The 23,140-nt window shown below is 72.1% G+C and carries 26 protein-coding genes, 1 tRNA gene and 1 pseudogene; 15 read left to right on the top strand and 13 right to left on the bottom strand.

Annotation, left to right across the window (positions count from 1 at the left end):
- Positions 1–61: 61 nt before the first annotated feature.
- Together P696_RS43960 and P696_RS43955 are read left to right on the top strand one after the other, a co-directional pair.
- On the top strand, positions 62–634 hold the full coding sequence (locus P696_RS43960; RefSeq protein ID WP_034483416.1) for a TetR/AcrR family transcriptional regulator: 573 nt from the start codon (positions 62–64) through the stop codon (positions 632–634).
- A complete protein-coding gene (locus P696_RS43955) occupies positions 631–1,212 on the top strand; it encodes a TetR/AcrR family transcriptional regulator (protein ID WP_034483414.1) in 582 nt (193 codons plus the stop codon). The genes P696_RS43960 and P696_RS43955 overlap by 4 nt, the downstream gene beginning before the upstream one ends.
- 16 nt (positions 1,213–1,228) lie before the next feature.
- On the opposite strand, the gene P696_RS0107635 is transcribed toward P696_RS43955, so the two are convergent.
- Complete coding sequence (locus P696_RS0107635) at positions 1,229–2,857, bottom strand: long-chain fatty acid--CoA ligase (protein ID WP_245627550.1); 1,629 nt, start codon at positions 2,855–2,857, stop codon at positions 1,229–1,231.
- Between the two features lie 95 nt (positions 2,858–2,952).
- Positions 2,953–3,990 (bottom strand): TolB family protein, encoded by a 1,038-nt coding sequence (locus P696_RS0107630; protein WP_026411868.1) that lies wholly within the window; start codon positions 3,988–3,990, stop codon positions 2,953–2,955.
- Positions 3,991–4,282: 292 nt separating this feature from the next.
- Here P696_RS0107630 and P696_RS0107625 point away from each other — a divergent pair, with 292 nt between their 5' ends.
- Positions 4,283–4,519 (top strand): hypothetical protein, encoded by a 237-nt coding sequence (locus tag P696_RS0107625; RefSeq protein WP_026411867.1) that lies wholly within the window; start codon positions 4,283–4,285, stop codon positions 4,517–4,519.
- Positions 4,520–4,573: 54 nt separating this feature from the next.
- Here the strand turns inward: P696_RS0107625 and P696_RS43950 are convergent, their stop codons facing one another.
- Positions 4,574–5,179 (bottom strand): hypothetical protein, encoded by a 606-nt coding sequence (locus P696_RS43950; protein WP_034483411.1) that lies wholly within the window; start codon positions 5,177–5,179, stop codon positions 4,574–4,576.
- Positions 5,176–5,376, bottom strand: coding sequence for a hypothetical protein (locus P696_RS43945; protein ID WP_157429553.1), 201 nt, complete (start codon positions 5,374–5,376; stop codon positions 5,176–5,178). Before P696_RS43945 ends, P696_RS43950 begins: the two co-directional genes overlap by 4 nt.
- Before the next feature lie 189 nt (positions 5,377–5,565).
- On the opposite strand from P696_RS43945, the pseudogene P696_RS57920 reads away from it, so the two are divergent.
- The 4 genes and pseudogenes from P696_RS57920 to P696_RS43940 form a co-directional block, all read left to right on the top strand.
- Positions 5,566–5,745 (top strand): annotated as a pseudogene (locus P696_RS57920) (helix-turn-helix transcriptional regulator); the annotation flags it as partial.
- 48 nt (positions 5,746–5,793) lie between these two features.
- Positions 5,794–6,423 carry a DUF5753 domain-containing protein gene (locus P696_RS0107610; protein ID WP_245627580.1) on the top strand — a complete coding sequence of 210 codons (630 nt, stop codon included), beginning with the start codon at positions 5,794–5,796 and terminating at the stop codon, positions 6,421–6,423.
- Positions 6,386–6,655, top strand: coding sequence for a DUF397 domain-containing protein (locus P696_RS0107605; RefSeq protein WP_064743917.1), 270 nt, complete (start codon positions 6,386–6,388; stop codon positions 6,653–6,655). The genes P696_RS0107610 and P696_RS0107605 overlap by 38 nt, the downstream gene beginning before the upstream one ends.
- A 149-nt stretch (positions 6,656–6,804) precedes the next feature.
- Positions 6,805–7,074 (top strand): DUF397 domain-containing protein, encoded by a 270-nt coding sequence (locus P696_RS43940; protein ID WP_342669002.1) that lies wholly within the window; start codon positions 6,805–6,807, stop codon positions 7,072–7,074.
- A 64-nt stretch (positions 7,075–7,138) separates the two neighbouring features.
- Here the strand turns inward: P696_RS43940 and P696_RS52130 are convergent, their stop codons facing one another.
- Positions 7,139–7,531 (bottom strand): hypothetical protein, encoded by a 393-nt coding sequence (locus P696_RS52130; protein ID WP_051467028.1) that lies wholly within the window; start codon positions 7,529–7,531, stop codon positions 7,139–7,141.
- A gap of 165 nt (positions 7,532–7,696) precedes the next feature.
- Between P696_RS52130 and P696_RS52125 the strand changes: the two genes are divergently transcribed.
- Positions 7,697–8,137: a hypothetical protein gene (locus P696_RS52125; RefSeq protein WP_157429552.1), complete on the top strand. Its 441-nt coding sequence runs from the start codon at positions 7,697–7,699 to the stop codon at positions 8,135–8,137.
- Here P696_RS52125 and P696_RS0107585 read toward each other — a convergent pair.
- A complete protein-coding gene (locus P696_RS0107585; protein WP_026411864.1) occupies positions 8,132–8,689 on the bottom strand; it encodes a GNAT family N-acetyltransferase in 558 nt (185 codons plus the stop codon). The two genes, P696_RS52125 and P696_RS0107585, sit on opposite strands and share 6 nt — an antisense overlap.
- Before the next feature lie 102 nt (positions 8,690–8,791).
- On the opposite strand from P696_RS0107585, the gene P696_RS43920 reads away from it, so the two are divergent.
- The gene (locus P696_RS43920) at positions 8,792–9,802 is read left to right on the top strand and encodes a WD40 repeat domain-containing protein (protein WP_026411863.1); all 1,011 of its coding nucleotides are present in this window, start codon (positions 8,792–8,794) and stop codon (positions 9,800–9,802) included.
- A 56-nt stretch (positions 9,803–9,858) separates the two neighbouring features.
- Here the strand turns inward: P696_RS43920 and P696_RS0107575 are convergent, their stop codons facing one another.
- Together P696_RS0107575 and P696_RS0107570 are read right to left on the bottom strand one after the other, a co-directional pair.
- Positions 9,859–10,656 carry a siderophore-interacting protein gene (locus P696_RS0107575; protein WP_026411862.1) on the bottom strand — a complete coding sequence of 266 codons (798 nt, stop codon included), beginning with the start codon at positions 10,654–10,656 and terminating at the stop codon, positions 9,859–9,861.
- A gap of 4 nt (positions 10,657–10,660) precedes the next feature.
- Positions 10,661–11,689 carry an ABC transporter substrate-binding protein gene (locus P696_RS0107570; RefSeq protein WP_026411861.1) on the bottom strand — a complete coding sequence of 343 codons (1,029 nt, stop codon included), beginning with the start codon at positions 11,687–11,689 and terminating at the stop codon, positions 10,661–10,663.
- 122 nt (positions 11,690–11,811) lie between these two features.
- Here P696_RS0107570 and P696_RS43915 point away from each other — a divergent pair, with 122 nt between their 5' ends.
- The 5 genes from P696_RS43915 (at position 11,812) to P696_RS43910 (ending at position 16,776) form a co-directional block, all read left to right on the top strand.
- Entirely contained in the window at positions 11,812–12,798 is a 987-nt protein-coding gene (locus P696_RS43915; RefSeq protein WP_051467026.1) for a FecCD family ABC transporter permease, read from the top strand.
- A complete protein-coding gene (locus P696_RS0107560; protein ID WP_084336942.1) occupies positions 12,795–13,862 on the top strand; it encodes a FecCD family ABC transporter permease in 1,068 nt (355 codons plus the stop codon). The genes P696_RS43915 and P696_RS0107560 overlap by 4 nt, the downstream gene beginning before the upstream one ends.
- Positions 13,859–14,683, top strand: coding sequence for an ABC transporter ATP-binding protein (locus P696_RS0107555; protein WP_026411859.1), 825 nt, complete (start codon positions 13,859–13,861; stop codon positions 14,681–14,683). The genes P696_RS0107560 and P696_RS0107555 overlap by 4 nt, the downstream gene beginning before the upstream one ends.
- Positions 14,684–14,761: 78 nt before the next feature.
- Positions 14,762–16,264 (top strand): MFS transporter, encoded by a 1,503-nt coding sequence (locus tag P696_RS0107550; RefSeq protein ID WP_026411858.1) that lies wholly within the window; start codon positions 14,762–14,764, stop codon positions 16,262–16,264.
- Positions 16,261–16,776 (top strand): MarR family winged helix-turn-helix transcriptional regulator, encoded by a 516-nt coding sequence (locus P696_RS43910; protein WP_051467025.1) that lies wholly within the window; start codon positions 16,261–16,263, stop codon positions 16,774–16,776. Before P696_RS0107550 ends, P696_RS43910 begins: the two co-directional genes overlap by 4 nt.
- Positions 16,777–16,857: 81 nt before the next feature.
- On the opposite strand, the gene P696_RS0107540 is transcribed toward P696_RS43910, so the two are convergent.
- The 5 genes from P696_RS0107540 to P696_RS0107520 all read right to left on the bottom strand — a co-directional run bounded on the left by P696_RS0107540 (position 16,858) and on the right by P696_RS0107520 (position 22,754).
- Positions 16,858–17,508, bottom strand: coding sequence for an Rv1733c family protein (locus P696_RS0107540; RefSeq protein WP_026411857.1), 651 nt, complete (start codon positions 17,506–17,508; stop codon positions 16,858–16,860).
- A 216-nt stretch (positions 17,509–17,724) separates the two neighbouring features.
- A complete protein-coding gene (locus tag P696_RS0107535) occupies positions 17,725–19,092 on the bottom strand; it encodes a WS/DGAT/MGAT family O-acyltransferase (RefSeq protein ID WP_034483402.1) in 1,368 nt (455 codons plus the stop codon).
- A gap of 99 nt (positions 19,093–19,191) precedes the next feature.
- The gene (locus tag P696_RS0107530; protein ID WP_245627549.1) at positions 19,192–20,223 is read right to left on the bottom strand and encodes an alpha/beta hydrolase; all 1,032 of its coding nucleotides are present in this window, start codon (positions 20,221–20,223) and stop codon (positions 19,192–19,194) included.
- Between the two features lie 276 nt (positions 20,224–20,499).
- A complete protein-coding gene (locus P696_RS43905; RefSeq protein ID WP_245627548.1) occupies positions 20,500–22,074 on the bottom strand; it encodes an MFS transporter in 1,575 nt (524 codons plus the stop codon).
- Entirely contained in the window at positions 22,071–22,754 is a 684-nt protein-coding gene (locus P696_RS0107520) for an LppX_LprAFG lipoprotein (protein WP_034483399.1), read from the bottom strand. The genes P696_RS43905 and P696_RS0107520 overlap by 4 nt, the downstream gene beginning before the upstream one ends.
- A 156-nt stretch (positions 22,755–22,910) precedes the next feature.
- Here P696_RS0107520 and P696_RS0107515 point away from each other — a divergent pair.
- Positions 22,911–22,984, top strand: a tRNA-Ile gene (locus P696_RS0107515).
- Positions 22,985–23,140: the final 156 nt, after the last annotated feature.

Genomic DNA, 23,140 nt, shown 5'->3' with positions numbered 1-23,140 from the left:
AGGGAACCAGGCGGTCCACTATTTACCGCGCTACGATGACCGGGTTCCGAAAGGGGGACGGGTGACGGTCACGGCGTCCCGGCGGCGGGGCGAGGAACTGCGGCGGGCGATCCTCGACGCGGTCGTCGAGCAGCTCGACAGCGTCGGCTACGCGAAGCTGAGCACCAACAAGGTCGCCGCGGCGGCCGGTACCGGCAAGGCGGCCCTCTACCGGCGCTGGCGCAACAAGGAGGAGCTGGTCCGCGACGCGCTGCGCGACCTGCTGCCCGAGCCGCCCGACCTCCCCGACGGCACCCCGCTGCGCGACGGCCTGGTCGCCCTCCTGAGGCACTTCGACCACGCGCTCAACGACTCCCGGGGGACGGCGTTCCAGACCGTCGCCGCCGAGGCCGCGGACGGCACGGGCGAGCTGCGCACCCTGTTCCACGAGTCCGTGACGCGGCCGTGCGAGGAGCGCATCGCCGACCTCGTCCGGCGGCACGGCGGCACGGCGAGCGCGAGCGCCGCGTCCGCCGGTCCCGCGCTGCTGTTCTACTACTGCGTCGCGGGACAGCCGCGCCGCACCGACGCCGAGATCCAGGCGATCGCGGACGACGTGCTGCTCCCGCTCTTCCGGGAAGGCGGGTCCGAGTGACGCTGCAGGAGCGGCTGGTCGCCGTCGCGACCCGGCTGTTCGCCGAGAAGGGCTACGAGGGGACCTCCGTCCAGGAGATCGTGGCCGCGGCGGGCGTCACCAAGGGCGCGATGTACCACTACTACGGCTCCAAGGACGAGCTGCTCTACGAGATCTACCACCGGCTGCTCGACATGCAGACCCGGCGGCTCGAGGAGATCGCGGACGGTCCCGGGACGGTCGAGGAGCGGGTCCGCGCGGCGGCCGTGGACGTGCTGAACACCTCGTTCGGCAACCTCGAGGACCTGACGGTCTTCTTCCGCTCGACGCACCTGCTGTCACCGGAGCGGCGGGCGGCCGTCCGGGCGGAGCGGCGGCGGTACCACGAGCGGTTCCGCGCCCTGGTCGAGGAGGGCCAAGCCGACGGGACGTTCCGGGCCGGGACCCCCGCCGACATCGTCGTGAACTTCTTCTTCGGGACCGTCCACCAGATCGGCGCGTGGTACCGGCCGGGCGGGCGGCTGAAGGCCGAGGAGGTCAGCGAGCACTACGTCGGCCTCTTCCTCGACGGCCTCCTCGCCACCCGCGCCCCCGCCTAGCCGCCCGCGCCCGCGCCTACAGGCGTTCGATCTCCAGCTCGGACGCGGCGTGCCGGGCCCGCAGCGGCTTCTTGTCGAACTTCCCGACCGTCGTCTTCGGAACCTCGTCCAGGAACGTCCAGTACTCCGGGACCTGCCACTTCGCGATGCGCCCCCGGAGGAAGTCCGCCAGCTCGGCGGCGGTCGCCGACACGTCCTCGCGCAGGACGACGCAGGCCAGCGGACGCTCGTCCCAGCGCGGGTCCGGGACGCCGATGACGGCGGCCTCGGCCACGGCCGGGTGCGCCATGAGGTGGTCCTCCAGCTCGACGGACGAGATCCACTCGCCGCCCGACTTGATGACGTCCTTCACGCGGTCGGTGATCTGGAAGAAGCCGCGTCCGTCGATCGTGCCGACGTCGCCGGTGCGCAGCCAGCCGTCGTGGAACTTCTCCGGCGTGTCCGCCAGGTGGTAGGAGCCGGTGATCCACGGGCCGCGGACCTCGATCTCGCCGACCGCCTCGCCGTCCCACGGCAGCTCACGGCCCTCGGCGTCGACGATCCGCATCTGGACGCCGGGCGCGACCCGGCCCGACTTCATCCGCCAGTCGGTGTCCTCGGGCGTGCCGGGTTCCACGCCGGGCGGCGGGAACGCGATGCCGCCGAGCGGGCTGGTCTCGGTCATGCCCCAGCCCTGGACGATCCGCAGCCCGTGACGCTCCTGCGCGCGTTCCAGCAGGACACGCGGCGCGGCGGCCCCGCCCGAGTTCGCCAGCCGCAGCGACGACAGGTCGATCTCGTGCCGTTCGCCGTGGTCGAGGATCGCGTGCCAGATCGTCGGGACGGCCGAGGCGACCGTCGTCCGCTCGGACGCGATGAACGCGGTCAGGTGCTCGGGCTGGAGGAACCGGTCCGGCATGTGCAGGGACGCGCCGGACAGCAGCGACGCGTACGGCAGCCCCCACGCGTTCACGTGGAACATCGGGACGATCGCGAGCACCCGGTCGTCCTCACGCGGCCCCACCAGCGACGACGAGTTCGCGGCGAGCGCGTGCAGGAACGTCGAGCGGTGCGAGTAGACGACGCCCTTCGGGTCGCCCGTCGTCCCGGACGTGTAGCACATCGCCGCCGCCGACCGCTCGTCCAGCTCGGGCCACGCGAAGCCGGGCTCCTCGGCGGCGACGAGTTCCCGGTACCGCAGGACGGGCCGTCCGAGCGCGGACGCGTCGCCGTCCCCGACCACGATCACGTGCCGGACGGTCGGGATCCGGTCCGCGATCCGGGCGAGCAGCGGGACGAGCGAGTCGTCCACGATGACCACGGAGTCCTCGGCGTGGTTGACGATGTGCGCGAGCTGCTCGGGGAACAGCCGGATGTTCAGCGTGTGCAGCACCGCGCCCATGGACGGCACGGCGAGGTACGCCTCGAAGTGCTCCTGGTTGTTCCACGCGAACGTCGCGACGCGGTCGCCCGGCCGCACGCCCAGCCTGGTCAGCGCCGCCGCGAGCCGCTCAGCGTTCTCGGCGATCTCCGCGAACCCCGCCCGCCTCGGGGGCGTCCCACCGCCCGTCCAGGTCACGCACTGGCTGCCCGGGTAGATCAGCCGTCCGTGCCGCATCAGGGCGGTGATGGTGAGCGGGAAGTCCTGCATGGTGCTGGGGATCACGAGCGTCCTCCCGGTGGGACCGGCCTGGCCGATTGTGCCCGATATCACCATACCGACCGGTCGGTATGCAATAACGATCGTGCTCTCAGGACGGGCTAGGAACGCGGGATCGCGCTGTACCGGCCCATCACCCCGGGGCCGGGCCCCGGGACGCTGTCACGCACGAGGATCTGGCGGACCGTCCCGTCCAGGCCGGTCAGAGTGGTCTCCCAGCGGTTGTCGTCGACCGTCCGCGCGACGAGGAGGCGCGCGTCGTCGTACCAGCCCAGAAGCATCAGGCCGGGCAGCCGCCTGACCTCGCGGGGCTTGCGTCCGGTGACGTCCCACAGGATGGTCTGGGCGGTGCCGTTGTGCAGGTTGCTGCACGCCAGCATCCGTCCGGACGGCGAGTAGAGGATCTCCTGGGCGTCGTAGAACTCGGTCAGCGGCACGTCCGGTCCGGCTTTGCCGCCATTCGCCGGGAACCGGATGAGCCGCGACCCCTTCCCGGGCGCGACCACGCCCGCGCCGGTGGCGTCCCACGCGAACTCGGCCGCAGGCTGAACCCGTGCCGGACGCCCCTTGCCGGTGACGGACGTGATCCGCACGCGCAGGGTGTCCGCGTCGATGACGGCGAACCCCCGCAGGCCGTCGTTGACCGTCCTGGAGTAGAGCGAGACGAGGATCCGCCGTCCGCGCGGGGCCCATTTCGGATAGCCCGAGCTGGACGGCAGCGAGACGCGGCGTTCGGCCCCGGTGCGGCGATCCCGCACGGCCACCTGGCTGGACTTCTTCGACGCGTTCACGGTGCCCGCGACCGTGCGTCCGTCGGGCGACACCGCGGCCTCGGCGTAGGGGGTCGCGACGAACGTGCCGGTCGCGGGATCGAGGACGAAGGCCGCGATGTCCATGAGGTCCCTCTCGCCGGGCAGGCTGAAGGACGTCATCGTGAGCGTCCCGGGCGGTTCCGAGACCACCTCCGCGATCCGCCGTCCCTTGATCCTCACCGGGCCGGGAGCGGGACGCCGTCCGGCGACGCCCGCCACCGGCCGTGGGGAGGGCGACGCCACCGGACGGTGCCGCGCGGGCTCGCGCCTGATCTCGACGCCCAGCGAGGTGCCCGCCGCGGCGATGACCAGCACGCCGACGCTCACGACGACCCATCTCGAAGCCCTCAGGCCGACACGATCACGCGGCATCCCCCAAGGATCAACGCGCCCCGTGCCGTTGTACACGCGCTGGCATCATCCGGCCGCGAACTCGGTGGCCGTCCCTGGCGGGGTTGCCTGCCATCTCGCTGGCACTGCTCCGTCGCGATGTTCGCCTGGGATGGGCGGCCGGGTGAGGGCAGCGTGGCGGGGTGGCCCGGAAAGGTTCGCCGGGCCGTTCCGGTGGGATGACGACTCCGGCAGTAATCGCCTACGGAGCCGAGGGAGGGGTGTCCGGATGCTCCGTCTGATCGTCATCGCACTGGCCGCCGCCGCTGCCGCCTGGGCACTGACCACCGCACTGGCCACCGCGCCGGACGACGCGTCGAACACCGCGCCGGACATCGACGCCTCCGTGGGCATCTTCATCGGCGAGGCGGCCTGCGTCTCCGGGGGCGGCTACGTCCGCTGGTACGCCGAGGGCACGGGCGTCTGCGTCGGAGGCAGGTACGACGGCTGGCCCGTCCGCGACTGATCCCCGGAACGTCCGGGTGCGGCGGCCGGAGGGTGGGCTCCGGCCGAGCGCGCGTCAGCGTCCCCGCTGCTGGGCGGCGGTGATGGCCTGGGCGAGTTCGTCCACGGTCGCCGCGTGGACGAGACGGAAGTCGTCGCCCTTGCCGACCATGGCCCACCACTCGCGCGTCCGGTTGCCCCACCAGCACGGGACGTCCGGGAGACGGCGGCGCAGCTCGAAGATGGTGAGCGGCTGGAGCGGCGACGGCGGATGGCCGAGCGCCGCGTTCACCCAGGGGAGCAGCGTCGAGGTGAGCTTGGCGGCGGCGAGCGCCGCGTTCGGGTAGTCGGCGAGCCGCTCGCCACCGCTCGCGACGTACCACCACTGCCCGGGACGGACCCCGGGCTGGACGGTCACGGTCTCGCCGAAGTGCGGCGTCTGCGCGCAGTAGACGAGGAGTGAGGGAAGGGTGTCCCCGAAGCGCGGAGATGTGGCCCACCCGAGCCGGTGCAGTTCCTCGTCCAGCCGCATGAGCCCGGTCGGCAGCCGCGCCTCGTCTTTCGGAGGCGGGACGTTCAGCCGCGCCTTCCGCACTTCGACGCCGTTCTGAGTGCGCGCGACCAGGCGCGACGGAGGCTGCTTGCGGAGCCGCCGCCAGCGTCCGCGCGCCCGGTCGCTCACAGCCCGTCCCCCGAGCCGATCGCGAGCCCCCGCTCGATGATGAGCAGCTCGCGGAGACGATCGGCGTCCGACGCGATGACCGTCGGATCGACCCCCTGGGACGGATCGCGCAGCGTGGCGACCCAGTCCCCGAGCCGTCCGTCGGACCGGTTCGCGCGCCAGATGCTGTGCCCGGGAAAGTCCACCCGAAGCGCCACGAGCGCCATGTGATCGGGATTTGTGGATGATTTCGACATGGATAACGCCTCACGACGGGGTTTCTCTGTGTAATCACTCCCCAGCATCCCGTGACCGAGTTATGGTCGGGAAGAGTCGGAAGGTCGACGGGGGAAAGGCGCTGTCGGTCACAGGAAAACTGATCAGTTTTCACGCTCGGAGGTCCAGATATGCCCCGCCGCCCAAGAGACCCTGGCGTTCCTAAAACTCCGGCTGGCTACTTCGGGAGGGAGCTGCGCGCACACAGAGAGGCAGCGGATCTCAGTCGAGCTGAGCTGGCCCGCAAGCTCGGGTACACGCGGCAGCGCATTGGCCAGGTCGAAGGCGGTGATGCGCCGTCGGTGGACTTTGCGGACGACTGCGATTCCTTCTTCTCGACGAACGGGACATTCCGTCGGATGTGGGAGTGGATCCAGGAAGTGGGGGAGCTTGAACTTCTTCCCCCTGGTTTCGCTCAGTACCTGCGCGTCGAAGGGGATGCCCTCGTTATCCATAAGTTTGAGGCGATGCAGGTGTCTGGCCTGTTCCAGACGCCCGAGTACGCCTTCGAGGTCCTCAGGCGTGAGCGCTCCGAGGAAGAAGCCCGTCAGCTTGTCTCGACCCGGATGGCGCGGCAGGAGGCCCTCGAGGGAGAAGATGCCGTGCACTTGGTCGTCATCTTCGACGAGTTTGCGTTGCGTCGCCCCGTTGGGAACGACGAGGTGATGATTGGCCAGATACAGCATCTGATCAACATGGCCAAGCGTCCAGAGGTCACCCTCCAAATTGTTCCGCAACAGAAGGGGGCGTATGCGGGTGACATGGGGTCGTTCACCATCCTTGAGCTGGCGGACGGAGAGATCCTCGCGTACGAGGAAGGGCATGTGGGCGGTCAGCTCTTCCGGAGTCGTGACGCGGTTCGTGCCTTTGGGGTACGTTTCGACTTGATCAGAGGAGCCGCGCTGTCCGCAGACGACTCCCTCAAGCTCCTTCACGAGATCTTGGAGAGCTATGAGCAGGCCGGATCTGACGTGCGTCCAGTGGCGTAAGAGCAGCTACAGCGGATCGACAGGCGGCGATTGCGTCGAACTCGGGGGAGTGTGGCGCAAGAGCAGTCGCAGCGGTGACACGGGCGGGCAGTGTGTGGAGTTGGCCGGGTGCGCACATGACGTCGCGGTTCGGGACTCCAAGGACCCGGGCGGGCCCAAGCTGGTCTTCGATGCCACCGTGTTCGGGGCGTTCGCTCAGCAAGTGAAGGCCGGGGAGCTCGACCTGGCCTGACCCCTACTTACGACTGACGAGCCCTTGCCGTGCGTTCGCGCGGTGAGGGCTCGTCTGTGTCTTTATGCGGTCACCGGGGTGTTCTCGTCCTCCGGCGTCCTGGATCCTGAAGGGTCCGAGCGCCTGATCCGCGAGGTCTGGGAGGGCCGGTGAACTTGTCCGAGCTGGCATCAGTGAACTGGCGAAAGAGTAGTCGCAGCGACTCCTCCGGAGGGTCGTGTGTCGAGCTCAGGGGAGTTTGGCGCAAGAGCAGCCGCAGCAGCGACACGGGCGGGCAGTGTGTGGAGCTGGCCGGGTGCGCGCATGACGTCGCGGTTCGGGATTCCAAGGATCCGGACGGGCCGAAGTTGGTCTTCGATGCCTCCGTGTTCGGGGCGTTCGCGCGGCGCGTGAAGAGTGGGGCGCTCGACCTGGGGTGACGTTCCGCTTCCCGTGACCTGGTGAGCCCTCGCCGTGCTTTCGCGCGGCGAGGGCTCGGGTCTGTCAGCGGGGGACTCTCACGCCTTCGCCGAACTCGAAGATTCCACTGCGCCTCGGGGCGACGGTGCCCATGACGTGGCCGTGGCACGTGGCGTTGTCGTAGACCAGTACGGTCTGGTTGGTCTGGTTCGACACGACAAGGGGCCAGAAGATGCCCGTGTAGCACCCCTTTCTCGGGTTGTTGTAGGTCCTGCCGCTCACCCTCAGCGTCCCATGGGCGGCACTCGCCGACCCCGGCAGAGACGTCACCATCAGACCCGCTGCGGCGGCGGCCACCACACTCGGCCACACTCGAATCATCATCACGAACCCCCGATTTCGGACGTGCTGCGGGAGGGCGACGGCGCCCCCGCCGACGGGACCGGCGTCCCGCCTGGAACCTTCCCCGATCCTCACGACTCAGACCGTGAATTCGCAGGTCAGGCCAGGTGCTCAGATCAGGGGCGGTGGGGGTCGTCTGGTGTTCGGGCGGGGTTCCGGTCTCCATGCGGTCACGGGGCGTGTTGGAGGGGGAAGCGGCGGGGAGGGAATGCGGCAGGGGTCCAGGCGAAGGAAGCGGGCATGCGGGCAGGAACTCTTGGCGCGGGTGTCGCCGGTCTGACGGTTGCCGCTCTGGTCACGGGGTGTGGGGGTGGGAGCGACGACGCGTCCTCGCAGTCGACGCCTCCCTTGAGGTCCGGGCCGTCCGCTGCGCCGACCGCTCCCAGGGACGGGACGAACCTGGCCGCCTGCCGGGAGGGGCGGTGCGAGGTACGCGTCCGCGCCGGGGATCAGATCGAGCTGGCCGCGCGCTTCGAGGCGGGGCCGCTGGTCGTGACCGCCGTCGAACCCGAACACGTCTCGATGCGCTGGACGTTCGAGGGCGGCGGCGCGGGGGCGGGGGAGGCCGGTCCGAACGGCTCGGTCATGGTGGGGAGCGGCCCGACGATGCTGACCATTCGTGTCGAGCTGATCCGTTCGGACGCGGCGACCGTCCAGCTCACGCCGGGGGACTCGTCATGAGTTCCCTGGCCGGTGGGCCCAGGTTCGCAGCACGACGGGAGTGCGGCCGGGACGTTCGCGGGTGACGGGCTCCTCGCCCGTGAGGTGGAAACCGGCGGACTTCGCGACGCCCTCGCTCGCGGCGTTCTCCGGCGCGATTCGCAGGACGACCCGCGTGGACGGGTGGGTGTCGTAGGCGTGCCCGGTCATGAGGCGGACGGCACGGTTGGCGAGGCCCTGCCCGCGATGCTGCGGGCCGATGCCGTAGGCGAGTTCGACCGTGGGGGTCGGCTCGTCCAAGCGGGGGATGAACAACACCTCGCCGAGCGGCGTCCGGCCTTCGGTGGTGACGGCCAGCTGGACGACGCGTCCGCTCTCGCGGTTCTCCCGGCTGCGGTCGAGGTACTTGCGCGCGGCGTCCAGGTCGAACGGCGACGCGAGGGGTGTCCAGAGGGCGAAATCCGGGTGGTCGAACAGCCCGACCATGGCGTCCAGATCGGCCTCGTCCCACGGGCGCAGCCGGAGCCCGAGGCCGACGACCAGCGGAGGCGGAAGTTCGTTGGGGGAGGTCACCGGCGGATTCTCGCAGCGACGCCTGGACGTCCCGGTGACCGGGGGCTGTCAAGATCCTGAAAGCGGTGATCGTGAGGCGGCGGTTCGCCTACGATCCCGGGCATGCCTCCCCTCCCCACCGTGCTCGTCAGCAGGCTTCCCTTCGACGGGCGGATCCAGGACTTCGACGTCGTCGCGCGTGACGGCCGACCACTGATGGTCGGGTCGCACGGCCGGAGCCTCCAGGCGTTCAGCTGGGACGTGTCCGGCGACGCCTGGACGAAGCACGAGCTGGCCGACCCGTGGCTCGGAGGGGACGGCTACACCGAGCTGACCGCGCTCGCGGCGGCGGTGGTGGACGGCCGGATCGTGATCGGCGGGGGCGGACAGCACCAAGGGTTCGCGCAGTGGGACCTGGAGAGCGGCGCGGTGCGCATGTCCGCCGAGGACGGCGGGGTGGCGTCCGCAACGGCCGCTGTCCTCGGGGGCCGCACGTGGTTCGTCGTGGGCGTCTCGTCGGGCCCGCCCGTCCAGCTCTGGGATCCGTCCGTCGCCGACCCGGCCCAGGACGCTCCGGACGACGCCCCCTCGCCCTACGACGACCTGATCGAAGTGAACGCGCTGGAGTCGTACTCCTACGCGTCCAGCGCCATCGCCGCCGGAACGCTGAAGGACAGGCCCATCCTGGTGGGGCCCGGCGGCGACGCCCGCGTGTTCGTCTGGGACGTCGAGAACGACGCGCTCCACCTCGAAATCGACGACGTCGAGCTTGATCTGCACGACTTCGCCCTGGTGGACGCCGGGGCCCCGCGCGTCGTGGCGTCCGGTGACCGTAACCTCCTGGTCGGCGACCTCGCCACGGGCGAATGGGAATCCCCGATCACCGTCCCCTGCGCCGCCGTGACCTGCCTGGACACGACGGTGGCGGACGGCGGCGCGATCGCCGTCACCGGCTCCGAAGACGGCACGATCTGCGCCTGGGACCTGGACGCCCGCCGCCTCCTCGCCGAGCCTTTCCACGGCGAGCACGCCATCACCGCCCTCCGCATCACCGAACTGGACGGCCGCCAGGTCGTGATCAGCTCGGACAAGGACGGCGCCGTCCGCGTCCTGGCCCTGACCCCTCAACGCTGAACCCCGCTTTCGTCCTCGCGGCGCTGGTGGGGGCGGCGCGAGGACGAGGCGGCGGGTCAGTCTTCGGGGGTGTGGGGGGTGCCGCCTGCGAGGGTTTCGGCGAGGAGGTTCTCCTCGGAGGAGCCTCGCCGCCAGTAGCCCATGAACTCGACGGCGTCGCGGGGCATGCCACGGTCGCGGACGAGGTGGCGGCGCATGGCGCGGACGGTCGCCGCCTCGCCCGCGAGCCAGGCGTAGTCGACGACCGGGGCGTTCTGGACGGCGTCCGCCAGCGATACGTCCCGGTTGCGGACGAGCCAGGTGACCGGGCCGGGGAGATCGTCCTGGCGGTCGTCGTCGTGGGCGATCTGGACGTAGACGTGCGCGGACGCGCCGGACGGCAGGGACTCCAGGTTCGCGCCGATCGCGGGGAGGGCGGACTCGTCCCCGGCGATCAGGATCGTCCGGGCGGACGCGGGCGGGGCGAACTCGACGCCGCCGTTGTCGGGGGCGGTCGGGCCGAGGGCGAGGAGGTGGCCGCCGGGGCGCGCCCGGGACGCCCAGCGGGACGCGGGGCCGAGGTCGCCGTGCAGGGCGAAGTCGACGTCCATCTCGCCGGGGCGCTGCGCGCGGACGGTGAAGGTGCGCATGACGGCGCGTTCGTCCGGGTCGAGGGCGCGCCAGGCGGCGAACCAGTCGTCGTCCGGAACGTCCGGCATGACGGGACGGTCCTGGTGCGGGTGCGGGAAGAACAGCTTGAAACGCTGGTCGCGTCCGCCGGACACGAAGTCGGCGGGGACGGCGAAGGTGACGCGCAGCATGGTCGGGCTGAGGCGCGCGGTGCGGATGACCGACAGGTCGAAGAAACGGAACATCGCGCTACGCCACCTTCTTCGCGTTCTTCACGGTCTCGGCGAGCTTCTCGATGATCGGGGCGCAGCCCGCGTAGGAGAACCGCGGCTCCGGCTCCCACGCGAACACCTGGTTCGCCTTCACGGCGGGCAGGTTCCCCCAGGACGGCTTCGACCCGAGGTCCTTCGGCTGGAGGGCCTGCGTGCGGGCGTCGAGGAGGATCACGTCGGCCTGGTACTTGTCGGCGTTCTCCCAGCTCAGCGACTCGAAGTAGCCCGCCTGGTCGAGCTTGCCCGGGACGATGACCTCGACGCCCAGCTCCGTGAGGAAGCGCAGGTCGGCGTTCTTCGCCGGGGACGACACGTAGAACAGGTCGGGGCTCGCGGACGCCGCCATCACCCTCAGGCCCTTGTTCGCCGCGACGGCCTGGCGCAGCGCGGTGACGGCCTTGTCGAAGCGATCCTTGGCGGCGGTGTTGGCGGCGGACTTCAGGTCCGCGCCGAGCGAGGCCGCCAGGGAGGCATAGTGCTCGATCGGGGTGGTGAGGGTCGTGTCACCGGCGAGGACACCGACGCTCGGGGCCAGCTTGAAGATCTTGTCCTTGCTCTCGGCGGGGACGTAGAAGAGGTCCGGCTTCACGAACATGTGGTCCACGAGCAGCTCGGGACGCAGCGCCGCGTACTTCTCGATGTTGAACTCGCCGTAGGCGTTGCCGATGATCTCGACCTTGCTGATGTCGACCTCGCCGACCTGCGGGTCGCGACTTCCGTCCTTCAGTTTGGCCGGGCCGTACACGCCGACGATGCGGTCGCGGACGCCGAAGTCCCAGAGCGCGGCGGCGGCCCCGACGTAGGCGACGACGCGGCGCGGACGGGACGCCGCCTCCGCCTTCTGCCCACGGTCGTCGGTGAACGACCACGCCCCTTCGTCGCCTGACGCCTTCGCGGTGCCGTTCTTCCCGTCGCCGCAGGCGGCGAGGACGGCTCCGAGGGCGAGCGCGCCACCGGCGCCGAGCAGGCCGCGCCGGGACAGGCGGGAGGAGACGAGGTTCGACATATCGTGCGTTCTCCGAGATCAGGGTGGGTGCGGGTCCGCCTATCGGCCCGATAAGCGGAACTTAGGTTAACCTAACCTAAGTTTTTGTCCAGGCCCCCGACAGGCCCCCCGAGGAGTCGCCCGTGACCTTCACCTTCGTGCGGCGGTTCGCCCTGGCCGCCGTCCTGCTGGCGGCGGTCGCCGCGCTCAGCCTGGCCGTCGGGGCGCGCCCGCTCGGACCGCCCGAGGTGTGGCGCGGCCTCACCGATCCGGGGACGGACGCGTACACCGTCGTCCACCAGATGCGCCTGCCGCGCACGCTGCTCGGGCTCGTCGTGGGCGCGGCGCTCGGCCTCGCGGGCGCGCTCATGCAGTCCCTCACCCGCAACCCGCTCGGCGATCCGGGACTCCTCGGCATCAACGTCGGGGCCGCCGCGGCCGTCGTCACCGGGATCTCGTTCCTCGGGGTGACCTCGTTCGCCGGATACGTGTGGCTCGCGTTCGCCGGGGCGGGCGTCGTCGCCGTCCTGCTGTACGGGATCGGCGGCGGACGCGGCGCGACCCCGGCGCGGCTCGCGCTCGCCGGAGCGGCCGTCAACGCGGCGCTGTACGCCTACGTCAGCGCCGTCGAGCTCCTCGACACCGCGTCCCTCGACCGCATGCGCTTCTGGACGGTCGGCAGCCTCGCCGCCGCGCAGACCTCGACCGTGCAGAAGGTCACGCCGTTCGTCCTGGTCGGCGTGGTGCTCGCGCTGGCGCTGGCCCGCCCGCTGAACGCGCTCGCGATGGGGGACGACACGGCGCGTGCCCTCGGCGCGCGTCCGGCGCTGGTGCGCGGCGCGGGGATCGTCGCGGTCACGCTGCTGTGCGGCGCGGCGACGGCGGCCTGCGGGCCGATCGTGTTCCTCGGGCTGATGGTCCCGCACCTCGTCCGCGCGGTCGTCGGCCCTGACCTGCGGCTTCTCCTCCCGTACAGCGCGCTCGCCGCGCCCGTGCTGATGCTCGTCGCCGACGTCCTCGGACGCGTCGTCGCCCGTCCGAGCGAGGTGCAGGTCGGCGTGCTGACGGTCGTCCTCGGCGGACCGTTCTTCCTCTACTTCGTCCGACGGCGGAAGGCGGCGGCCCTGTGAACCCCATCAGGACGCGGGCGGACTCGCCCTGGGGACGCGGGGTCGGGTTGCGCGTGGGCGGACTCTCGTGGCGGGTCAGTCCGCGTGCCCTGGTGGTCGCGGTTGTGTTCGCGGTGGTGGCCGTCGTCGTGAGCGTGGTCTCGATCGGGGGCGGCGACTATCCGATGAGCTTCGGGGAGGTCGTGCGGGCGCTGGCTGGGCGTGGCGACGCGTCCACCGACTTCATCGTCAACCAGCTGCGTCTGCCGCGCGCTGTGACCGCGCTCGCCGTGGGCGCGGCGCTGGGCCTCGCGGGCGCGCTGTTCCAGTCGCTGTCGCGGAACCCGCTCGGCAGCCCTGACCTGCTCGGATTCACGCAGGGATCGGCCACCGGCGTGCTGGTCGCGACCGTCCTCGCGGGCGGGAGCGGCCTCGGGCTCGCGGTCGGCGCGGTGACCGGCGGGGTGCTGACCGGCGTCCTGATCGTCCTGCTCGTCGGGCGGAACGGCGCGCACGGGCAGCGGCTCGTCCTCGTGGGTGTCGGGGTCGCGGCGATCCTGACCGGCGTGAACGGGTACCTGCTGACGAAGGCGCAGATCACCGACGCCGCGCGCGCCGTCCTGTGGCTGACCGGCAGCCTGGACGGACGCGACTGGAAGCAGGCCACCCCCGTGCTGGTCATGCTCGCGATCGCGGTCGCCGTCACCGCCTCGTGCGGGCGCGCGCTGCGGACGATCGAACTCGGCGACGAGGGCGCCCGCGCGCTCGGCGTCCCCGTGGACCGGGTGCGCGGCGCGCTGCTCGCGGTCGCCGTCCTGCTCGCGTCCCTCGCCGCTGCCGCCGCCGGTCCGGTCTCGTTCGTCGCGCTCACCGCGCCGCAGCTCGCGCGCCGCCTGACCCGCTCGTCCGGCCCGAACGCGCTGCCCGCCGCCTGCCTCGGCGCGGCCCTCCTCGCCGCCGCCGACCTCGCCGGGCAGCGCCTCGTCCCCGGCCACCAGCTGCCCGTCGGCGTCGTCACCGGCCTCCTCGGCGGCGGCTACCTCATCTGGCTCCTCACCACCGAACGAAAGGCAGGCCGCCTGTGACCGCCCCCGCCTCCCGACTCACCGCCTCGGGGTTGACGCTCGCGTACGACCGGCGGGTCATTACGCGGGATCTTGATGTGGCCGTGCCGGATCGGTCGTTCACCGTCGTTGTCGGGCCGAACGCGTGCGGGAAGTCCACGCTCCTGCGCGCGCTCGCGCGCGTGTTGCGTCCGGTTGCGGGGACCGTGATGCTGGATGGGGAGCGGATCTCGTCGTGGCCCGCGCGCAAGCTCGCCCGGACGCTCGGCCTCCTCCCGCAGTCGTCCGTCGCGCCGGAGGGCATCACGGTCTCCGACCTCGTCGCGCGAGGCCGCTACCCGCACCAGGGGATCCTGCGCCAGTGGACGCGCGAGGACGCGCGCGTCGTCGCCGAGTCGATGCGGGCCACGGGCGTGGAGGAGCTCGCGTCGCGCGGCGTGGACGAGCTGTCCGGCGGCCAGCGGCAGCGCGTGTGGATCGCGATGGCGCTCGCCCAGCAGACGTCCCTCCTGCTCCTGGACGAGCCGACCACCTTCCTCGACATCGCGCACCAGATCGAGGTGCTCGACCTGTGCGCGCGCCTGCACGCCGAGGGCCGCACGGTCGTGGCCGTCCTGCACGACCTGAACCAGGCCGCCCGCTACGCCACCCACCTCATCGCCATGCGGGACGGGCGGATCGTCGCGGAGGGCCCGCCCGCCGAGGTCGTCACCGCCGAGCGCGTGGCCGAGGTGTTCGGCCTGCGCTGCCGCGTCATCGACGACCCGGAGACCGGCACGCCCCTGGTCGTCCCGGCCGCGCCCTCGATTCCGGCGGCGTCCGATGTTGTGAAGGTCACGTGAATATGACCTGATCCGACCAGAACATGGTTGTACCGTTACAACGGTTATACGGCTACAACCATCTCCCTGGGGGTCCGGGTGCCGGAGACAGGCCGCCGCAGGCGGCTGCTCGTGCTGGCGATCTGCTGCATGAGCCTGCTCATCGTCAGCCTCGACAACACCGTCCTCAACGTCGCGATCCCCGCGATGCAGCGGGACTTCCACGCCTCGATGTCCGGGCTGCAGTGGACGATCGACGCCTACCTCATCGTCCTCGCCGGGCTGATGATCACGTCCGGCTCGACCGCGGACCGGCTCGGACGCCGCCGCGTGTTCCAGGTCGGGCTCACCCTGTTCACGATCGGGTCGCTGCTGTGCAGCCTCGCGCCGACCCTCGGCTGGCTGATCGCGGCGCGCGTGGTGCAGGCGGTCGGCGGGTCCATGCTCAACCCGGTCGCGATGTCGATCATCACCAACACCTTCACCGAGCCGCGCGAGCGGGCCCGCGCGATCGGCGTGTGGGGCGGCGTCGTCGGGATCAGCATGGCGGCCGGGCCGCTGGTCGGCGGCGTCCTGGTCGACTCGGTCGGCTGGCGGTCGATCTTCTGGCTGAACCTGCCGATCGGGCTCGCCGCGCTCGTCCTCACCCGGATGTTCGTGCCGGAGTCGCGCGCGCCGCGTCCGCGCCGTCCGGACCCGGCCGGGCAGCTCCTCATGATCGTGACGCTCGGCACGCTGACGTACGCGATCATCGAGGGCGCGGCGCTCGGCTGGACGTCCGGGATCGTGCTCGGCTGCGCGGCGGTCGCCGCCGTCGCGCTCGCCCTGTTCGTCCTGCACGCCCTGCGCGCGGACGAGCCGCTGATCGACGTCCGGTTCTTCCGCAGCCTGCCGTTCTCGGGCGCGACCCTCATCGCGATCAGCGCGTTCGCCGCGCTGGCCGGGTTCCTCTTCCTCAACTCGATCTACCTGCAGAGCGTCCGCGGGCTGAGCGCGCTGCACGCCGGGCTCTACCTGCTGCCGATGGCCGCGGTGACCGGCGTGGTCGCGCCGCTGTCGGGACGGCTCACCGGATCGCGCGGCCCGCGCCTGCCGCTCCAGCTCGCCGGGGTGACGATGCTGGCCAGCGCGCTGCTGTTCGCCGCGTTCGACGGCGAGACGCGCGACGGCACCCTGTTCGCCGCCTACGCCCTGTTCGGCTTCGGGTTCGGCATGGTGAACTCGCCGATCACCAACACCGCCGTCTCCGGGATGCCGCGCGCGCAGGCCGGGGTCGCCGCCGCCGTCGCGTCCACCAGCCGCCAGATCGGGCAGGCCCTCGGCGTCGCCGTCTTCGGCGCGGTCGTCGGCGTCGCGGGCGCGGCGTCCGCCCACGGAGCCACGGGCGACGGCGGCGCGGGCCACGGAGGCGGACGGGCGGTCGTCGCGAGCGCGGCGTTCGTGGACGCGGCGCGACCCGCCTACTGGATCATGGCGGGATGCGCGGCCGCCGTCCTGCTGCTGGGTACCATCACCACCGGCCGCCGCGCCGTCCGCACCGCGGAGCGGGCCGCGGCCCTCGCCGCGACCGACACCTCCAGGAGCCCGGTGACCACCGCATGACCAACGACCCGTCCGCCCGTGACGCGGGCCGCCCCGGCTCCGGCGCCGATCCGGTGCGGGACACCTGGAAGAGGATGCACGAGCTGTTCTTCGCGCACGGCGACCGCCGTCGCGAGGTGACCGAGGCACTCGGCATGAGCTTCTTCCGCGCCAAGGCGCTGCGTCGCGTCGCGCGCGGGCCCGTCGCCCTGCGCGACCTGGCGAGCGAGCTGCTCACCGACCGTCCCTACACGACCCTCGTGGTGGACGACCTGACCGAGCGCGGCCTGGTCGAACGCATCCCGAACCCGTCCGACCGGCGGTCCAAGCTCGTCCGCGCGACCGAGGCGGGCCTCGCCGCCGCCGCCCGGGCCGAGCACATCCTCGGCACCCCGCCCGCCGCGATGTACGACCTCCCGCCGGACGACCTCGCCGCGCTCGACCGCATCATCGGACGCATCCTCGCCGACCCCGGCGATGGCGGCGACGAACAGCCGACACCGCCCTCACCCGGCAGCTCCGCCGAGTTCTGAGCCCGTTCGGCCTACGCCGAGTTCCGAGTTCGGGCGACGCCGAGTTCTGAGTTCGGGCGGCCGACGTCGGGTTCTCGCCGGTCAGGAGGGGCGGTTGTGGCCCGCGTCGGCGTCCATGCGGGCCCATCCGGCGTCCCACAGGGCGTCGCGGTGGCGGTCGCAGCGGCGGCGGACCAGCAGGTACACCCCGAGGAGCGGCAGCGCGGCGGCCAGGCCCGCGCCGGTCGCGGCGTAACCGGCGTCGGTGACCGTCCGGCCGTGCGGACGCGGCGGCGTCGTGGCCGTGCCCTTCAGATCGACCCAGATCGTGTGCCGCGACCCGGGCTTGGCGTCCTTCCAGCTGGTCAGGAGGCCCGTGCGGGTGCTGCCATCCGGCGCGGACCAGTGCGCGCGCAACGTCTCGTGGACGTACCGGTCGCCCGTCGAGCCCACGCCGACCGCCTCCGCCGTCGCGACCGTCCGGACGCGGACGGAACGCTCGGCGCCCTCGGCCCTCACCCCGGACCGGTACGACCAGCGGGCGCACGACAGCGCGGCCAGCGGGACGGTGATCAGAGCCAGCGCGAGAAGCACGAACGCGATGGCGCGCTGGACGCGGTCGACCGGACGGCGCAGCTCGCTGGGCGCCAGGCCCGCTCTGCGCGCACACCGGCGCAGTCGCGCACCGGCCGCCTGCCTCGCGTCACCGTCCACGGCGGCGTCATGCCGCGCCCCGGAACGGAACCAGCTCATCGTCGTCACCTCCCCGGGAGATCCCGGCAAGAGGCCCTTGGCCATCCTTTGCCAGGATATTCCCGAGTACGGCCGCAGGCACAGTGTCGAAACCTTTTCGGGAGGTCCGTTAGGGCCACGACTCCACCTCCGGCCCAGCCTGCACCCCTTTCCCAGCGGGCCGGGACGCTGTTGATCCTTTCTGACTTCGCCGGTTTAGGGACTGTCCGGATCGCGTCACGACAGGGCCAGCAGTTCGGCGACCCCGGCGGACGCGCCCTTCGCGAAGGTGTCCAGATCGGGCATCGCGTCGAAATCGGCGGTGATGCCGACGTACAGCGTCCCGCAGTAGGAGATGATCGCCGTCGCGACCCGGATCCCGCCGGTCAGCGGAACGTACGGGTGCAGTTCGAGCAGGCGGCGGCCCATCACGTACAGCGGGAAGTCCGGGCCCGGCACGTTCGTCGTCACCGTCTGGACGAGCCCCTGCCGCAGCCGCACCGGCGACCGGACGGCGAGCGACAGCAGCGCGGGCGCGACGGCGGTGTCGGTGAGGCGCGTGAGCGTCCGGGTGCCCGCCGCCTGCTCGCTGCGCTTCACGTCGTCGGTCTGCTCGCGGATCCGGCGCAGCCGCTCGAGGGGGTCGTCCACCCCGGCGGGCAGGTTCACGAACACGGCCGCGACCCGGTTGCCGAACTCGCCGCGCCGGCCCGGCTCGCGCACCGACACCGGGACCGCCGACCGGACGACCGTGTCCGGCGCGAGGTCGCCGCGCGCGTTCAGCAGGTCCCGGTACCCGGCGGTCACGGCGGCGAGCACCACGTCGTTGACCGTTCCGCCGAGCGCGCGCTTCACCGTCTTCACCTCGTCCAGGGGGACGGTCTCCCAGCACCAGCGCCGGTGCGGCCCGATCGGCCCGTTCAGCGAGGCCGCCGCCGGACGCGCGAACCGCGCCGTCGCCCGTCCCGCGCCCAGCGCGAACGCGCCGATCCGCCGAATGTCCCGGGCGACGCCCAGCTCGCGCGCCACGTCCACGCCCTGCCGGACGGGCCGGGTGACCGCGCGGCGCGCCGCGTCCGCGACCAGGTCCAGCGCGGACGGCTCGGGCGCGGGCGCCCACGGGTCCGGTTCGTGCGGCGGGCGGTAGTCGGGGGACAGGTCGAACATCACGGTCGCCAGGTCCATGCCCGCGACGCCGTCCACCATGCAGTGGTGCACCTTGGCGATCAGCGCCCACCGGCCGTCCGCCAGGCCCTCCACCAGCCAGATCTCCCAGAGCGGCTTGGCCCGGTCGAGACGCTGCCCGAGCACCCGCCCGGCCAGGTTCCGCAGCTGCTCGTCCGTGCCCGGACCCGGCACGGCCGTGTGCCGCACGTGGTAGAGGATGTTGAAGTGCGGATCGTCCGCCCACACCGGACGTCCGAGATGCAGCGGCACGCTCCGGACCCGCTGCCGGTAGCGCGGCACGAGCGGCAGCCGCGCCACGACGTGCCGGACGAGATCCCCGTACGACGGCGCGGGCCCTTCGAACACGACCACCGACGCCACGTGCAGCGGCGTGTTCTCGTCCTCGAGAAGGTAGAAGCTGGCGTCGAGCCCGGACATGTGCTGCACCGTCGCCTCACAGTGTTGTGCCGCCAGGGGTGCGATAAAGGCTTCCCCCAATCGCCCGGCCCAACCGCCCGGCGGCGCGGCGGGCGGGCGTCAGGCGGCGGCTGTGCGGGCGCGGCGGCGGGAGCCGGACTGCTCGGCGCGCGGTTCGGTGTGCTCGCGGACGAACGCGCCCACCTCGTGGAGCGCGGCCAGGCCCTCGGGGACGAGGTCGGCGAACACCTGGAACACGTGGACCTGGTTCTCCCAGACCTGCAGGCGGCAGGGGACTCCGGCGGCGGTGAGGCGCTCGGCCATGAGCTCGGCGTCCGGGTACAGCATCTCGCTGGAGCTGACCTGGATCAGCGTGGGCGGCAGGCCGCCGAGCTCGCCGTTCACCGGGGACACGGCCGGGTCCAGCGGACCGGCGTTCTCGGTGAGCAGCGACGCGAGGCGGCGGACCCGGCGCGCCGGGAGGTAGGCGTCCAGCTGGGCGTTGGCGTGCTCCAGCTTCGCGGTGTCGTCGAGGTCGGTGAGCGGCGCGAGCGCGACGAGCGCGGCCGGACGCGGCAGGCCGTCCGCCATCGCGCGCAGCGTCGCGGCGAACGTGAGGAACCCGCCCGCCGAGTCGCCCGCGACGACGATCCGGTCGGCGGAGTAACCCTGGTCGAGCAGCCACCGGTAGGCCGTCACCGCGTCCTCCACGGACACCGCGAGCGGCGCGGCCGGGAGCTGGCGGTACGCGACGGACAGGACGGGCGCGCCCGACGCCGCCGCGATCCGCGCGATCATCCGGCGGTGCGTCCGCAGCCCGCACGAGAAGAACCCGCCGCCGTGGAAGTACAGCACCGCCCGGTCGGACGCGGCGTGCGGCGCGCGCACCCACTCGCCGTGGAACTCCCCGAACGGCACGGACTCGACGTCCGCCCAGCGTGGCGTCGGAAGCGCCAGCGGCGCGGCCAGGTCGATCGCGACCGCCGGACGCAGCCCGTGCTTGGACAGCGGCCACATCGACAGCAGCGGCCCGACCGTCAGCCGCAGCCCGCGCGCCGTCAGCCGCGCCCGCACGGTCGTGCCGGGCCGCGACTCCACGCGGGGCCACGACTGGGACCCCACGGCGGGCTCGGACTCCATGAGAGGGTCCATCACGTCTCCCCACGGTGCGCGGACGCGGTCGCCCTGTGACCGGGCGCCGTCGGGGACACCGTCATGACCAAGCGGTCACTCGGGCGACCTCGCGTCAACCTCGCACCGCGGCGATCACCATGTCAAGGGATCGGACGCGATGAACGTGACGTTCGGCGGCGCCTTGTCACATGACTACTGATTTCGACGCGCGCGACTGTGTTCCAGTTCACTCCGCCTCGCCGCACACCAGAACAAGCCCCGCGCGCCCGCGCGCCGGGCGCTTCCCTGCGGGGGTCACTCCGCTTCGGGCGCGAGGTGGATGTCTTCGGCTGCGGGGCGGACGGCTTCGCGGGTGGGGCGGACGGCGAGGGCGACGAGGGCGCCGAGGAGGCAGAGGCCCGCGGTGATCCAGAAGGTCTCCGTGTACTCGGTGTGCAGGGCCTGCTTCACCGCGACCTTGTACGCCGCGAACTTCTTCGTGAAGCCCTCGTCGAACGGCAGCGGCATCTCCAGGTGCGCGGTCAGCACCCCGAACCGGTAGAAACCCCACCCGGACAGCGCCGCGATGCCGAGCAGCATCCCCATCATCCGCGCCACGACCACCGCGGCCGACGCCACGCCGTGCCGCGCCGCCGGGACGAACCGGAGCACCGCCGACGACACCGGCGCGATCACGAGGCCGAGGCCGACGCCGGTCACGACCAGGTCGGTGTCCACGCGGGGGAGGGGGCCGTACGACGCGTCCACGACGTCCAGGGGCCAGGACGCGATCAGGGCGAACCCGGCCGCCGCGACCACCATTCCGGCGACCATCGGCCGGCGCTCGCCGAAGCGATGCGCGAGCCACCCGCCGAACACGGCCGCGACCGGCAGCGCCACCAGGAAACGCGTCAGCAGGAGCGCGCCGCCCACGTCGTCCTTGCCGAGGAGCGTGCGCGCCATCAGCACGACGTCCACGAGCGTCACCATCAGCGCGGCCCCGGAGAGCAGGCTCACGCCCAGCGTCGCCAGCAGCGGACCGCGCCGGACGCCGGACAGGTCGAACAGCCGCGTCCGCGCCCTGATCTCCCACAGGACGAACACGACCAGCGCCACCAGCCCCGCCGGGAGCAGCGCCCACCCCCACGGCGGCAGCGCCGAATGCTGCGGATCCGGGTTGTACAGGCCCACGACCAGCAGCCCGAGCCCGAGCGCCATCAGGACGCCGCCCACCACGTCGACGCCCTGCGCCCGGTCACGGGGCCGCCCGCCCGGTACCGAGAAGTGCACCGCGACCATCGCCACCAGGGTCAGCGGCACGTTGATCCAGAAGATCGCCCGCCACCCCAGCGCCGCCGCGATCCCCACCCCGTACAACGGTCCGAGGACGCTCCCGAGTTCCTGCGCCGCCCCGACCGCGCCGAGCACGACCGACCGGTTCCGCTCCGGCCACAGGTCTCCGGCGAGCGCCATCGTCACCGGCAGCAGCGCGCCGCCCGCGACACCCTGGACGACCCGTCCGGACGTCAGCGCCCAGACCGCGTCCGTGCCCTCCAGGTGCGTCGGCCACTTCCCGGCGACCGCCGTGACCAGCGAGCCGACCGCGAACAGCAGCAGGCACGCCTGGAGGACGGCCCGCCGCCCGAACCGGTCCGACAGCTGCCCGAGCAGCGGCATCGCCGCCACGTACCCGAGCAGGAACCCGGTGATCACCGGGGTGATCCGCTCCAGCCGGTTCACCGGGACGCCCAGGTCGTTCACGATCGTGACCAGCACGGTGGAGATCACGTAGGCGTCCAGCGAGGCCAGCAGCACCACCGTCGCGCCGACCCCGATCGCGGTGCGGCGGCGGCCCTCCGCGCGCACCGGGGCCTCGGCCGTCACGGTCACTGCGGCGCGCTGATCTTGTACGGCTGGTCGTACTCGGTGAAGTCGATCGTCGCCGAGCCGCCCTTGGGCATCGTCCCCTTCACCCGGACGAGCCGGTTCGACGCCTTGTCGATCCACAGCTGACCGGCCAGGTCGCCGTCCACCCCCGGCACGATCTTCCCGATGGACGCGTTGGACAGCGTCCCGCCGACCCGGTAGCAGTCCTTGCCCGCGACCTTCTCCTCGGCCTGCGCCTTCGGGTTCGCGATCGACGTCAGCATCTTCGCCACGCCCCGGTCCGGGTCGAGCACCGCGGACGTGTCGTACATCGTCCCGGCGAGGACCTTCGGCACCTTCCGCCAGTTCTTGCCGGTCACGCCCTTGATGTACACCGAGTCGCCCACCGAGACCAGCTGCATCTCCCCGGTCGCCCCGGACTGGGACAGCTGGACGGTCCCCTCGCCGTCCCCGTTCCTCAGCAGCTTCAGATCACCGCCGTGCACCATCAGCCCGGGATCGCCCTCGGTCCTCAGCGTCACCCCGACGCTGGTCACCTTCCCCATGGCGTCCGCCGACCGCTTCACCACCTGCCCGGCGTCGAAGTCGGCGGTGGCCTCCTTGGAGCCGCCACCCCCCTTGCATCCCCCTGCCACGAGCAGGGCGAGCACCACGATCACCAACCGCCGAACAACCTTGGACATAGCCCGGACCCTACCGACCGGTCACCGAGCGCGTCACTCGGCACAAGGTATGATTCGCCCCCACCCGAGAGAACTACAGTGGCCCCGCCCACCTCCCCCCGCTAAGATGACCCCCGGCACGCCCCCAGGACATCCACCATCACGGGGGTCGCTCAAGGGGCGGTAGCTCAGCCGGTCAGAGCAGGGGACTCATAATCCCTGGGTCGCGGGTTCGAGTCCCGCCCGCCCTACAGATCACCGCCCCCTGACCTGCGCAAACGCAGACGCCCCACAGGGGGCCACCGGTCGTCGCTCCCCAAGCCCGACCCCGCGCCGAAGCCACAGCGGACGGGTCTCGACGACGTCGTGATGGAGCAGCCGACCACTCCGGTGAACACCGACCACCG

It is taken from the genome of Actinomadura oligospora ATCC 43269 (assembly GCF_000518265.1).
GTDB lineage: Bacteria > Actinomycetota > Actinomycetes > Streptosporangiales > Streptosporangiaceae > Spirillospora > Spirillospora oligospora.
This window is presented reverse-complemented; position numbering and strand designations above follow the sequence as displayed.

Bases quoted from the DNA above. Each gene is read 5' to 3' on its own strand.
- P696_RS0107575 (WP_026411862.1), bottom strand. From the start codon at position 10,656: ATGTTCCGTTTCTTCGACCTGTCGGTCATCCGCACCGCGCGCCTCAGC.
- P696_RS0107520 (WP_034483399.1), bottom strand. From the start codon at position 22,754: ATGTCCAAGGTTGTTCGGCGGTTGGTGATCGTGGTGCTCGCCCTGCTC.
- P696_RS0107625 (WP_026411867.1), top strand. From the start codon at position 4,283: ATGCTCCGTCTGATCGTCATCGCACTGGCCGCCGCCGCTGCCGCCTGG.
- P696_RS0107605 (WP_064743917.1), top strand. From the start codon at position 6,386: ATGAGCAGGCCGGATCTGACGTGCGTCCAGTGGCGTAAGAGCAGCTAC.
- P696_RS52125 (WP_157429552.1), top strand. From the start codon at position 7,697: ATGCGGGCAGGAACTCTTGGCGCGGGTGTCGCCGGTCTGACGGTTGCC.
- P696_RS0107570 (WP_026411861.1), bottom strand. From the start codon at position 11,689: ATGTCGAACCTCGTCTCCTCCCGCCTGTCCCGGCGCGGCCTGCTCGGC.
- P696_RS0107610 (WP_245627580.1), top strand. From the start codon at position 5,794: ATGTGGGAGTGGATCCAGGAAGTGGGGGAGCTTGAACTTCTTCCCCCT.
- P696_RS43920 (WP_026411863.1), top strand. From the start codon at position 8,792: ATGCCTCCCCTCCCCACCGTGCTCGTCAGCAGGCTTCCCTTCGACGGG.
- P696_RS43910 (WP_051467025.1), top strand. From the start codon at position 16,261: ATGACCAACGACCCGTCCGCCCGTGACGCGGGCCGCCCCGGCTCCGGC.
- P696_RS0107535 (WP_034483402.1), bottom strand. From the start codon at position 19,092: ATGTCCGGGCTCGACGCCAGCTTCTACCTTCTCGAGGACGAGAACACG.
- P696_RS0107540 (WP_026411857.1), bottom strand. From the start codon at position 17,508: ATGAGCTGGTTCCGTTCCGGGGCGCGGCATGACGCCGCCGTGGACGGT.
- P696_RS0107530 (WP_245627549.1), bottom strand. From the start codon at position 20,223: ATGGACCCTCTCATGGAGTCCGAGCCCGCCGTGGGGTCCCAGTCGTGG.